The organism is Bradyrhizobium sp. Ken64 (assembly GCF_055807555.1).
In genome coordinates this window covers 142501-155588 of sequence record NZ_JBVVPA010000018.1, presented here as the reverse complement: position 1 = coordinate 155588, position 13088 = coordinate 142501, and the positions used below count along the sequence as shown (strand labels likewise).

At 65.4% G+C, this 13088-nt stretch carries 10 protein-coding genes; all 10 read right to left on the bottom strand.

Annotated elements, in window-relative coordinates; genetic code table 11:
* Positions 1-3: 3 nt before the first annotated feature.
* Positions 4-909, bottom strand: coding sequence for an outer membrane protein assembly factor BamD (locus tag AC0L2F_RS26785; RefSeq protein ID WP_063995232.1), 906 nt, complete (start codon positions 907-909; stop codon positions 4-6).
* Positions 910-1172: 263 nt separating this feature from the next.
* Positions 1173-2135 carry a UDP-3-O-acyl-N-acetylglucosamine deacetylase gene (gene lpxC, locus AC0L2F_RS26780; protein WP_473250441.1) on the bottom strand — a complete coding sequence of 321 codons (963 nt, stop codon included), beginning with the start codon at positions 2133-2135 and terminating at the stop codon, positions 1173-1175.
* A 360-nt stretch (positions 2136-2495) separates the two neighbouring features.
* Positions 2496-4301: a cell division protein FtsZ gene (ftsZ, locus tag AC0L2F_RS26775; protein WP_063995230.1), complete on the bottom strand. Its 1806-nt coding sequence runs from the start codon at positions 4299-4301 to the stop codon at positions 2496-2498.
* A gap of 87 nt (positions 4302-4388) precedes the next feature.
* Positions 4389-5711 (bottom strand): cell division protein FtsA, encoded by a 1323-nt coding sequence (gene ftsA, locus AC0L2F_RS26770; protein ID WP_007613530.1) that lies wholly within the window; start codon positions 5709-5711, stop codon positions 4389-4391.
* Positions 5708-6736, bottom strand: a complete 1029-nt coding sequence (locus AC0L2F_RS26765; protein ID WP_473250440.1) for a cell division protein FtsQ/DivIB — start codon at positions 6734-6736, stop codon at positions 5708-5710. Before AC0L2F_RS26765 ends, ftsA begins: the two co-directional genes overlap by 4 nt.
* Before the next feature lie 350 nt (positions 6737-7086).
* Complete coding sequence (locus tag AC0L2F_RS26760) at positions 7087-8073, bottom strand: D-alanine--D-alanine ligase family protein (RefSeq protein WP_473250439.1); 987 nt, start codon at positions 8071-8073, stop codon at positions 7087-7089.
* A 22-nt stretch (positions 8074-8095) separates the two neighbouring features.
* The gene (gene murB, locus AC0L2F_RS26755; RefSeq protein WP_473250438.1) at positions 8096-9016 is read right to left on the bottom strand and encodes a UDP-N-acetylmuramate dehydrogenase; all 921 of its coding nucleotides are present in this window, start codon (positions 9014-9016) and stop codon (positions 8096-8098) included.
* A 4-nt stretch (positions 9017-9020) separates the two neighbouring features.
* Complete coding sequence (gene murC / locus AC0L2F_RS26750; RefSeq protein ID WP_473250437.1) at positions 9021-10424, bottom strand: UDP-N-acetylmuramate--L-alanine ligase; 1404 nt, start codon at positions 10422-10424, stop codon at positions 9021-9023.
* A 138-nt stretch (positions 10425-10562) separates the two neighbouring features.
* The gene (murG, locus tag AC0L2F_RS26745) at positions 10563-11663 is read right to left on the bottom strand and encodes an undecaprenyldiphospho-muramoylpentapeptide beta-N-acetylglucosaminyltransferase (RefSeq protein WP_473250436.1); all 1101 of its coding nucleotides are present in this window, start codon (positions 11661-11663) and stop codon (positions 10563-10565) included.
* Positions 11664-11844: 181 nt separating this feature from the next.
* Entirely contained in the window at positions 11845-12996 is a 1152-nt protein-coding gene (ftsW, locus tag AC0L2F_RS26740) for a putative lipid II flippase FtsW (protein WP_473250435.1), read from the bottom strand.
* Positions 12997-13088: the final 92 nt, after the last annotated feature.

Here is a 13088-nt window from a genome sequence, read left to right as displayed (position 1 = left end):
TTCCTAGCCGAGACCCATTTTCTTGAAGGTCTTGCTAATCCAGGACCCCTGATTCTCGCTCGGTTCGAGACCGCCTGATTTTACAAGATTATAGGCGTCCTTGTACCAGCGACTGTCAGGAAAATTGTGCCCGAGCACGGCGGCGGCGGTCTGGGCCTCGCCGACGATGCCGATCGCCATATAGGCCTCGGTCAGGCGGTACAGCGCCTCCTCGACATGGCGGGTGGTCTGGTACTGCGTGACCACGGCCTTGTAACGGTTGATCGCCGCCGTGTAGTCGCGCTTCTGCGCGTAGTAGCGGCCGACGTTCATTTCCTTGCCGGCGAGCTGGTCGCGCGCACCTTCGATCTTGGCCTTGGCCGAGGTCGCATATTCGGAGGTCGGATATTTGCGCACCACCTCTTCCAGCGAGGCGATCGCCTTCTCGGTGCGGGTCTGGTCGCGGCTGATGTCCGGAATCTGGTCGTAATGCGAGGCGGCGATCAGATATTGCGCGTAGGCCGCATCCGGGCTGCCGGGATGCAGCGTGACGTAGCGGGTGGCCGCGCCGATGCAGCTGTCGTAGTCGCCGCCCTGGTAGGACGCGTAGGCCGACATCAGCAACGATTTGCGGGCCCAGTCGGAATAAGGATGCTGGCGGTCGACCTCTTCGAACTTCTTGTTCGCCGCCTTCATGTCCTTCTTCTCGTTCATGAGGTACAGGCCCTCATTGTAGATCTTGTCGGCGGGCTCCTCGACGAAGGTGTCGTCCTTGGCAATGAACTTGTCCCAAAGCGCGCCGGTGCCGCAGCCGGCCAGCGGCAGCGCGAGCAAGAAGAGGGCGACAACCTGAAGCAACCCACGGGCTCGAGACGAGACCTCTCGAGACCAGGCCTGAAGATATCCGCGCGTCATACGCTGTGCCGACATGAGTATTGCCCTGACGCCCTGTGATGCGGTGTCCGCCAGCCCATGAACCCCGTCCTGGGCGCGAAATATAGCCGTGGTGCCTGCCGTGCGACCACGCCGGTGTAACCGAAAAACGATCTTCAACCAACCGGATAGGCAGGCATTCCGCCCGGATTAAGGCGAACGCGCCGCAATCCTAGCCGATCATCGTTACCAGGAGTTTCCCGGGGAAAGCCGCCACAAGACGCCCATGGCAACGGGTCTTCGCAGGCCCCGTTTCTCTTTTAGGAAACGTCCGGCCCGTAGACCGCGGCGATCCGGCCACCGACGATGCCGCGACCGGTTTCGGTCACCGGACGCGTGGTGCGGCGGGCTGCCTCGCCCTCGACCACCCGCCAGGCGGTGCGGTCGGCGAGCAGCGCAGTCAGGACCGCGTGGTTGAGCTTGTGGCCACCACGTACCGAGCGGTAGGCGCCGAGCAGCGGCAGACCGGCCAGCGCGAGGTCGCCAATCACGTCCAGCACCTTGTGGCGGGCGCATTCGTCGGCGTAGCGCAGGCCTTCGGTGTTGAGCAGCCGCTCCTCGTCGAACACGACGGTGTTGTCGAACGAGGCGCCGAGCGCATAGCCGGCGCTCCAGAGCCGCGCGACGTCGCACATCAGGCCGAAAGTCCGGGCCCGGCCGACTTCGCGGCGGAAACGCTCCGGGTTCAGGTCGAAGGCGTAGCTCTGCTGGCCGATGACAGGATTGGTAAAGTCGATCTCGACCTCGGCGCGGAACCCGTCGGCATAGGGCCTGATCTCACCGAAGGAGTCGCCGATCTTGACCGAGATCGGCTTCAAAACCTGGATGAAGCGACGCTGTGCCGGCTGGGTCACGATGCCGGCCTGGTCGATCGCCGCAACGAAGGCTGCCGCGCTGCCGTCCATGATCGGCACTTCCGGCCCGTCGATCTCGATGATGGCGTTGTCGACGCCCATGCCCCGCAGTGCAGCAAGCACATGCTCGGCGGTGGAAACCAGCGGACCGTCGCGATCACCGAGGACGGTGGCGAAATCGGTCGCGATCACCTGCTCGGCGGTGGCCTGGACTTCGCGGTCGCTTCCCTCGAGCCCGGTGCGGACAAAAACAAAGCCCGCGTCGACAGGCGCAGGCCCAAGCGTGAGCGTGACGGGAAGACCGGAATGAACGCCGACGCCTGCCACACTGGCTTGCGCACGAAGCGTTGTTTGCCGGCTAAATTTCATCAGGAACCGCCCCACTACGACCATCGCGACTTATACTGAACCCGACTGAGCGGCCTAGACCGCTCCTTCCGAATCCGTATCCCCAAGTCACGGCAAACCATAGTCACTGCCTCAAACAGCGCCAACTCACGCTTTTTTACCGATTGTTACCCCAAACCCGCCGTATTCGCGCCAAGGCTTAACCAAATTGGACCGGAGTTCGGAGCCGTTTTCAGCAGTTTTACTGAACCATCGAATACGTAATTAATGATTTAAAATCAGTTGCTTGGCTACGCAATCCGGACATGCACGGGGCAAAAGAAAAGGTCCCGGCAAGCTTCCCGCCGGGACCTTTTTTCGTCTGCCTTATTGTAACAATCCTCAGGTCGCCTGCCGCCGCAGGAAGGCCGGGATATCAAGATGGTCATCTCCCTGTGGCGCCGGGGCAACAGGCGCGGGACGACCGTGCATGTCCAGCCCCTGCGGCGCGGGACGACGGGCATACTCAGACACCGGCTCGGCGGAAGCGATTTGCTGCGCCACGGTCTTCTGGGGGCGGCGATCGGGCAGCGGCGGCATCGCGGGACCGGCGGTGCGGGCCGCGATCGGCGCCTCGCTCTCCTCGTCACGACGGCCGAGGCCGACATTGGCGAGGCGCTGGAGCAGCGACAGCCGGGTCTTCTGCGGGGTCTCCTCCTCGAGCTCGCCGCGGGCCTGGCGAAGCTCGGCCTGGGCGGGCATCGGAAGTTCCTCGATACGCGGCATCCGCGGCGTGCGGACCGGCGCACGCTCGGCCTGCGGCGGGATGAAGGTTTCCGGCGTCATCGGCTCATGCATGGCCATCGGCGCCTGCTCGGGCTCCGGGAACAGCGTGGGCTTTTGCGCGATCGGGCGCACGGTGACGTCGCCATAGGTCTGCATCGGCGCGGGGGCCTGCGGGACGTCCGCAACGGCGGCGGCGATGGCGGCAAGCGCAGCGCGCTCGACGTTCGGACGCGGAGCCGTGGGAGCGGCGGCAAACTGGCCCGTTCCGGCGGCCGGGCTCTGCGCTTCGAACTTCTGGGCGCGCTCGGCCATGCGCTGATTGTCGGCGCGCAGCCGTGCGGTCAAATCGGCAAGACGGCTCTCGGCAGCCGCGGCCGGAGCAGCGGGAGCCTGCTGCGCCTGCGGAGCAGGATTCGCCACGGGAGCGCTGGTGGCCTGGCTGTTGCGCGCGATCGCGGCCTGCTCGATGCCGGTGGCGACGACCGAGACGCGGATCAGGCCGTCGAGGGCCTCGTCGAAGGTGGCGCCGACGATGATGTTGGCGTCCTGGTCGACTTCCTCGCGGATGCGGGTCGCAGCTTCGTCGACCTCGAACAAAGTGAGATCCTTGCCGCCGGTGATGGAGATCAGGAGGCCCTTGGCGCCCTTCATCGAGCTATCGTCGATCAGCGGGTTGGCGATCGCGGCTTCGGCGGCGGTCAGCGCGCGCTTGTCGCCGGAGGCTTCGCCGGTGCCCATCATCGCCTTGCCCATCTCGCGCATGACGGCGCGGACGTCGGCGAAGTCGAGATTGATCAGGCCTTCCTTGACCATCAGGTCGGTGATGCAGGCAACGCCCGAATAGAGCACCTGGTCGGCCATCGCGAAGGCGTCGGCGAAGGTGGTCTTCTCGTTGGCGACCCGGAACAGGTTCTGGTTCGGGATGATCAGCAGCGTATCGACGACCTTGTGCAGCTCGTTGATGCCCGCTTCCGCGGTGCGCATGCGGCGGCCGCCCTCGAAGTGGAACGGCTTGGTCACGACGCCGACCGTGAGGATGCCCATCTCGCGCGCGATCTTGGCGATCACGGGAGCTGCACCGGTACCGGTGCCGCCGCCCATGCCGGCGGTGACGAACACCATGTTGGCGCCCGAGAGATGGTCGCGGAGCTCGTCCATGACTTCTTCGGCCGCGGCCGCGCCGACCACCGGCTGCGAACCTGCGCCCAACCCTTGCGTGGCGGCCGTGCCCATCTGCACGATGCGCTGCGCCTTCGACATCGTCAGCGCCTGCGCGTCGGTGTTGGCGACCACGAAATCGACGCCCTGGAGGCCCGCCGTGATCATGTTGTTGACGGCGTTACCACCGGCTCCGCCGACGCCGAACACGGTGATGCGGGGCTTCAGTTCGTGAATATCAGGAACATTGATGCTGATGGTCATGTTTGCCTCTCGATCACGCGCGCGTGGGTTCGCCCCGGCCGGCGGCCGCGGGAGTTGGTGAAAATCGAATATTGCGGGAAGGAGTCATCAGAAGCCCTCGCGTAGCCATCGTCCGACCTTTCCGAAATACCCGCCGGTCCCCGTCCTGACCTGCTGCCGCGTATGCCGCGGTTCGACATGTTCGTGGTGAACATATTGCGGGTAGACGAGCAGTCCGGCCGGCACCGCGAAGGCGGCGTTCTTCGCCTCGTTGGGCAGCCGGCCGAAACCGAGCGGACGTCCGACCCGCACGGGCCGGCCGAGAATCTGCGTTCCGAGCTCGACGAGACCGGTGAGCTGTGAAGCCCCACCCGAGAGCACGACGCGGCCGTTGGGCTCCGAGGCGAAGGGCGAATCCTTCAGCTTGTCCCGAACCATTTCGAAGACTTCCTCGGCACGATGTTTGACAATGTTGGCGATGGTAGCGCGGGAGACGATCTGCGGCAGATCCTGCTCGTCACCGGCTGTCGGTACAGACATCAGCTCACGCGAGTCCGATCCGCCGGTGATGACGGTCCCGTATAACGTCTTGATTCGCTCGGCATCGGCAATGGTCGCGGAGAGTCCGCGCGCCAGATCCATCGTGATGTGTTGCCCGCCGACCGCAAAACCCGCGGCATGAACGAAGCGGCCGCCGGAAAAGACCGCGATCGTGGTGGTGCCTGCGCCCATCTCGACGACGGCAGCGCCGAGATCGGCTTCGTCGTCGGTCAGCACGGACAGGCCTGCCACATAGGGGCTCGCCGCCATGGCTTCGACGTTGATGTGGCAGCGTTCGACCGCCAGCATCAGGTTCCGCGCCACCGTGGCGTCGCAGGTGACGACGTTCATGTCGATGCCGAACTGATGCGCAACCATGCCGCGGGGGTCGCGGATGCCTTTGACGCCGTCGAGCGTGTAGCCGACCGGCAGCGCGTGCAGCACGGTGCGGCCTTCGCCGGTGGCGTGGCGCATGCCGGTAGAGGTGACGCGGCTGACATCGGCCGGCGTCACGGCGCCGCCGCGGATGTCGGCCGCAGCTTCGACCAGCTGACCGGAGAGCCGGCCACCGGAGACCGACAGCAGCACGGACTCGACCCGCACCTTGGCCATTTTCTCCGCGAGCCCGACGGCCTGTCGCACCGCCTGCTCGCATTCGCCGAGATCGATCACGGCGCCGGCCTTCATGCCGCGCGACTGGATCTGGCTGTAGCCGATCAGCTCCACCGCATGGGTCCGGTCGCGCAGGGCTTCGCTCGGCGCCGACGGCTTCAGCCGCGCGATCATGCAGGCGATCTTGCTGGTGCCAATGTCGAGGCAGGCGACGAGGCCGCCGCGCTTGTGCGGCATCGGGCGCGTCTTCGGTGTCTGGGTGCGATCAAGACCGGTCATGCAGCGTCCCCGGCCTTTTTCTTCTTCTTGTCCTTGAACAAATCGTCGCGCGCCTTGGCGGCGTCCTCGGACAGCTGCACCACCAGCCGATCGGGCAGGCGCAGGTCGACCGCGACGATGTCGCGGGAGAACAGCCTGTCCTCCTTGTCGAGCCTCGACAGCATCGCAAGCGCGTTGCCGACGTCCTGTTCGGGCAGGCGGATGTCGAGGCCGTCCTTGAGCCTCAGGTTCCAGCGCCGCTCCCCGACGAAGATCGCGGCCTTGGTGATGGAATTGACCTGCGGATAGCGCGCCAGCAAAGCGAGGAAGTCGCGGGCCTGCGTCTCGGCGCCCTTGCCGACCACGAGCGGCAGCGACAGGAAGCGGCGCGAGACGTAGGGTTCGAGCACGGCGCCGTCATCGGAGATGACGGAGAGCCGGCCGGCCTCCTGCCACAGTGCGAACGCCTTGCGCTCGGTGAGCTCGATCATGAGCTGGCCCGGATAGAGCTTCAGCACGGTCGCATCCGCGATCCAGGGATTGGCCTTGAGCTTGTCGCGCACGGCGTCGGCGTCGAGGAACAGCAGCGAGGATCGGCCGCTGACACCGCCGATCGCGAGGATCTCGTCCTGGCTGAGCTGCTTGCGGCCGTTGATCACGACGGAGGTGATGCGGAAGCCGGCGGAATTGGCCAGCGCGTTACGGGTGTCGTTGACCGCCGTGATGAAATCCTGGAGATGGCCGCCCTTGACGATACCGAAGCCGCAGCTTCCGATCAGGAGCAGCACCGTCATGCTGATCCCGACCCGGCGCGGCAGATAGCGCTCGACAAGCGCGACCAACCGCGGCGGCGGCTCGCGCTCGATAGCGGCTTTGACTCGGGTCTTTTCCTTGGCGGCAGCACGCGCGCCGTGAACTCTTTCCTGGCGCTTGTCCTGCACCCACTCGCGCAGAAGCACGACCGCTCCGATAGCGGCCGCCTTTAGGTCAGCTTGGGGCCTCAGCGATCTGAAAAGCGACCGAGTGAGGCTTCCTGCTCCATCCATTGCACGAGCTCGTCAACAGTTTGCCCGCGACATCGCGCGGGTCCTGGCGAACATGACGTCTCGGACTTACCGGGCCGGGTGCTGGTCTTCAGCAGAAGAAAACCTCTCCCCTTCAGAGCGTTCGCTAGGGGTGACAACACCCGCAACGGTCCACGCGCCGGCAGCCAAAGCGTCATATGCGCCGCCAGCGTTAACCTTCGGACGTCCTGGTAAACAAAAGGTAAAGTTCGTTAACGACGTGAGCTTTTTGCCCAGGCCTGTGAGGCATTTATGCCGCAATATCCGGCATTTTACCGGCTTTGGGTTCCAAAACCGGCCGTTTCGCCAGTTCGGCCGTTAACCAGTCCTAATTATTTTCGCACACCGGCCACAGCGAGCTCGACCAGGCCGCGCAGGAAGTCGACGAACGCGATGCCCTCGGCCTTCAGCGCCTTGGGGTAGAGCGAGGACTTGGTCAGGCCGGGCAGCGTGTTGGTTTCGAGATAGACCAGGCCCTTGTCCGAGACGATGAAGTCCGAACGGGAATAGCCGGTACAGGACATCGCCCGGTGCGCCAGCATCGCCTGCTGCTTCAGCGCCGCGGTGATCTCCGCCGTGAAGCGGCCTGGACAGATCTCCTGGGTCGACTTCAAGAGGTACTTCGCCGCGTAGTCGAAACTGCCCTCGCCCGGAATGATCTCGATCGGCGGTAGCGAGATGATCGAGCCATCCGGCCGCTCCAGCACGCCGCAGGTCGCCTCGACGCCGGCGATGTAGGGCTCGATCACGTACTCTTCGTGCTTGGCGGCATTGCGGACGGCGACGAGATCCTGCCTGGCGTTGACGAAGATCAGGCCGTAGCTCGAGCCATCCCTGGCAGGCTTTGCGATCAGCCGGCCGTATTCGGCGAAGGCCTCGTCGATCTGGTCCAGCGCAACGTTCGCCGGCGGCGACACGCCGCCGAGCGCGGCGAAATGCTTGGCCGCGATCTTGTCGAACGCGAGATGCGAGGAGGCCGAGCCCGATCCGGTGAAAGGCACGCCGCGCGCCTCGCACATCACCTGCAATTCGCCGTTCTCGGCACGCCCGCCATGCAGGCCGAGCACCAGCACGCGGTTCTCCGCCCTGGCTTGGTCGAGCGCCTGCTCCAGCGGAATGCCTGACGTGCCCGGCTTGAATTCGTCCTCGAAGGGGCGGGTATGTTCGAGCAGCTGTCTGGACTGCACGACATGCACCTTGTCCTCGACATCCCACCACCAGAGATCGGCCTCGGGTAGCGCCTGATGCAGTGCCTGAGCTGAGGCGACGGAAACCAGACGTTCGCGGTTGGAGCCGCCGAAGAGGATGGTAATGCGCATGTTTTCTCGTCGCTTGTCCAAATTAGCCGGGAATTCCGATCCGCTTGATTTCCCAGTGTAGCTCAATTCCGGAATTTGCCTTCACCCGTTCACGGACGGTCTCGCCCAGCGTCTCGATGTCGTGCGCGGTGGCATTGCCCGTGTTGATCAGGAAATTGCAGTGCATCTCGGAGACCTCGGCGCCGCCGACGCGCAAACCGCGGCAGCCGGCGCCATCGACCAGCTTCCAGGCGGAATGGCCGGGCGGATTCTTGAAGGTCGAGCCGCCGGTCTTTTCGCGGATCGGCTGCGCGGTCTCGCGATGGGTCTGCACTTCCGCCATGCGCGCGCGGATCGCGTCGGCATCCCTGATCTCGCCGCGGAAGCGCGCGGAGGTGAAGATGATGGAGGGATCGACGCCGCTGTTGCGGTAGACGAACTTCATGTCGGCGTTGGAGAAGATGTGCTTCGTGCCGTCGCGCCCGACGCCTCGCGCCTCGATCAACACGTCCCTGGTCTCGCCGCCATTGGCGCCCGCGTTCATGCGTAGCGCGCCGCCGATCGTACCGGGAATGCCGAAATAGAATTCGAGCCCGCCGATATTGGCTGACGCGGCGACTTCCGCCACGCGCTTGTCGAGCGCGGCCGCGCCGGCAGTGACTGTATCACCACAGGCGCTCGCCTCGCCGAAGGCGCGCGGCGCCAGCCGGATCACCACGCCCGCCATGCCGCCATCGCGCACAATCAGGTTGGAGCCGACGCCGACGACATAGACGGGAATGTCGCTTGCGAGATGCGCGAGGAAGTAGGCGAGATCGTCCTCGTCCGCCGGCGTGAACAACACCTGCGCGGGACCACCGACGCGAAACCAGGTGAGCTCGGCGAGCGACTGGTTCGCCAGCAGCCGGCCACGAAGATCGGGCATCGCGGCTTTGAGGTCGGGTGTGATGTCGGGGAAGCCCACTGCTCTACCCCAGCGCCTTCAACTCATCCGGCAAGGCATACGCCCATTGCGTGATGTTGCCGGCCCCTAGGCACACGACGAGATCGCCCGACTTCGCCACGCCCTTGACGATACCGGCGAGATCGGACGCAGCCGGCAGCGGGATCACCTCGCGGTGGCCGTGGGCGCGCAGACCCGCGGCGAAATGGTCGCGGTCGATGCCCTCGATCGGCGCCTCGCCTGCGGCGTAGACCTCGGCGACGATCACCGCATCCGCATCATTGAAACAGGTGCAGAATTCCTCGAACAGCGACTGCAGCCGGGTGTAGCGATGCGGCTGCACGACGGCGACGATCTTGCCGCTGGTGGATTCCCGCGCCGCCTTCAGCACCGCCGCGATCTCGACCGGATGATGGCCGTAATCGTCGATGACGGTGACGCCGTTCCACTCGCCGGTCTTGGTGAAGCGGCGCTTGACGCCGCCGAAGCCGGCGATCGCCTTGCGGATCGCCTCGTCCGACACGCCGAGTTCGCGCGCGACCGCAATCGCAGCGGTCGCGTTGGAGGCATTGTGGCGTCCCGGCATCGGCAGCATGAGATCGGAGATCTCGTGCACGGCGCCCGTCTTGCGATCGCGGAAGGCAACCTTGAACTTCGAACCGCCGCCCATCGGGGTGAGGTCGACGAAGCGCACGTCGGCCTGCGGATTCTCGCCGTAGGTGATGATGCGCCGATCCTCGATCTTGCCGACAAGAGTCTGCACCACGGGATGATCGATGCACATCACGGCGAAGCCATAGAATGGCAGGTTCTCGACGAAATGGCGGAACGCGTCCTGCACAGCCTCGAAGGTCTTGAAGTGATCGAGATGCTCGGGATCGACATTGGTGACGATCGCGACCTCGGTCGGCAACTTCAGGAACGTGCCGTCGCTCTCGTCGGCTTCGACCACCATCCAGTCGCCGGCGCCAAGCCGCGCGTTGGAGCCGTAGGCGTTGATGATGCCGCCATTGATCACGGTGGGATCGAGACCGCCGGCGTCGAGCAGCGTCGCGACCATCGTGGTCGTGGTGGTCTTGCCGTGCGTGCCGGCGATGGCGACGCAGCTCTTCAGCCGCATCAACTCGGCCAGCATCTCGGCGCGGCGCACCACCGGAATGCGCCGTTCGCGCGCCGCGGTCAGTTCCGGATTGTCGCGCTTGATCGCGGTGGAGACCACGACGACGTCGGCGCCGTCGACGTTCTCCGCCTTGTGGCCGACCGAGACTCTCGCGCCGTTCTTGCGCAGACGGTCGAGATTGTAATTGTCCGAGGCGTCCGAACCCTGCACGGAATAGCCGAGATTGAGCAGCACCTCGGCGATGCCGCTCATGCCGATCCCGCCGATCCCGACGAAGTGGATGGGTCCGATCTCGCGCGGCAGTCTCATGGCGTATCCCGCAGTTCCCTTCGTCATGCCCGGGCTTGTCCCGGGCATCCACGAATCCTTACCACTTCTTGCAAGACGTGGATGGCCGGGACAAGCCCGGCCATGACGGCAAAAGTAGGAATTCCGGCCAATTTCGCGTCAGATTCCCGCGATTTTGGCTACCAGATCGGCCAGCCGCTCCGCTGCGTCGAGCCGGCCGGCGCCACGGGCGGCCTGCGCCATGGCGGCAAGACGCGCGGGCTCGGCGGCGAAGGCGGAGATCTCGGCGGCGAGGCGATCGGCGGAAAACTCGGTTTGCGGAATGCGGATCGCACCGTCGACCTTGGCCAGCACGCCGGCATTGGCGAACTGGTCCTGGTCGATCGCGCCCGGCAGCGGCACCAGGATCGAAGGCCGCCCGATCGCGGCGAGTTCGGCCACAGTGCCCGCGCCCGAGCGCGACACCACCAGATGGTTGGAGGCGAGCCGAGCCGGCAGATCGGTGAAGAACGGCGCAAGCTCGGCCTTGATCTTCAGCCTGTCGTAGACCGCACGAACGCGCGCCATGTCCTCGTCGCGCACCTGCTGGGTGAGGACGAGCCGGCTCCACAGTGCGGGCTCGAGGCGCTCGATCGCGCCCGGCACGATGTCGGCCATGATACGCGCGCCCTGGCTGCCGCCAACGACGAGCAGCCGCAGCGGGCCGTTCACTTCAGGCGCGGCATATGGCACGCCGGCTGCGGCGAGGATTGCGGGGCGCATCGGCGTGCCGACCGTCGTTGTCTTGCCCGATAGCGCCGGATCGCGGTCGAGCACGCCAGGCAACGACGTCGCGATGGCGCGAACGCGGCTCGACAGGAATCGGTTGGCGCGACCGAGCACGGCATTGGCGTCGTGGATGATGCCGGGCACGCCGGCGAATCTTGCCGCGACCAGCGGCGGCAGCGTCGGATAGCCGCCGAAGCCGACGACGGCGACCGGCTTCAGTCGCTTGATCAGGCTGTAGGCGGACAACGTTCCGGCCGCCAGCGTCAGGCCGGCATAGGCGAGCTGCAGCGGATTGCGTCCGCGCGCGGTCTCGCTCGATACGACGTCGATCATGTCCTTGGTGAACAGCCCGCTGTAGCGCAGCGCGCGCTCGTCGGTGACGAGGCGGACCCGGTATCCGCGCCGGATCAGCTCGACGCCGAGCGCCTCGGCCGGAAACAGATGGCCGCCGGTGCCGCCCGCGGCGAGAAGAATCAGGGGGGAGGTGTCCATGGCGAGGAGTTTTACAGTGTCTCCCCCGTCATTGCGAGCCGCCCACACAATGCTCGTGCCCGGGAGCAGTGCAACGCGCCGCCCTTCGCGGCGTGGTGCGCTGCTGAACCGGGCCCATTGCTGCGGCATTCTGGGTCCCGGCTCTGCGCTCCGATTCGCTGCGCTTGTCCGGGACACGCAATCACGCGTAGCTGCGCATCGCCTCGGCGTGGCCGCTCGCCTCGACCTCGGTGCGCGGGCGCAGCCGCGTCAGCGCCAGCATCATGCCGACACCATAGGCCAGTGACACGATCGAGGAGCCGCCATAGGAGATGAAGGGCAGCGTCATGCCCTTGGCGGGGATGAGCTGGAGATTGACCGACATGTTGATGGCGGCCTGCACGCCGAACAGGATCGCAAGACCCGAAGCAGCGAAGCGCGAGAACATGTCCTCGTTGGCATAGGCGCGCGACAGCGTGCGGATAACGACGAAAGCAAACAGTGCCAGCATCGCGAGGCACAGGATGATGCCGAACTCTTCGGCGGCAACCGCGAACACGAAGTCGGTATGGCTGTCCGGCAGGCTGCGCTTGGCGATACCCTCGCCCGGTCCGAGCCCGAACCAGCCGCCATTGTAGAAGGCCTCCATGGCGGTATCGACCTGGAAGGTGTCGCCCGAAGCCGGATTCATGAAGCGCTTGATGCGACCAGCGACGTGGGGAACAAAAAGATAGGCGCTGAACAGCCCGGCGGCGCCCAGGCCGGCGAGCCCGAAGACCCAGATCATCCGCATGCCCGCGATGAAGAACAGCGAGCCCCACACCATCAGGATCAGCATGGTCTGGCCGAAGTCGGGCTCCATGACGAGAAGCGAGACCAGCATCAGGAGCAGCGCGAGCGCCATCGAGGTCGCCGGCATCTCTGGCCGCTTGGTCGATTCCGCAAACAGCCAGGCGGCGATGACGACGAACGACGGCTTTGCGATTTCGGAGGCCTGGATATTGACGCCGATCAGCGTGATCCAGCGCCGCGAGCCCTTCACCTCGGGACCGATCGCGAGCGTCAACACGATCAGGATGATGCTGGCCGCGAAGATGATCAGCGCCGAGCGACGGATCGCGCGCGGCGACAGGAAGGACACCCCGAGCAGCACGATGCAGGACGGCAGCAGGAACAGCACGTGGCGGCTGAAGAAGTGGAAGGGATCGAGCCCGATGCGGGTCGCAACCGGCGGGCTCGCCGCCAGCGACAGGATCACGCCGGTCAGCATCAGCGCCAGGATGGCTCCCATCAGCGGCTTGTCGACGGTCCACCACCACTCGGAAAAGGGGGTGCGTTCTTCACGGGAGAGCATGGCGGCCGCTTTCGGACAGAGGTCGGTCCATTGGTCGCCGAGGTTGGTTACCGCAGGGTTAAGGAGCTGTTCAAGTTTTGAAGAGTCTCGTG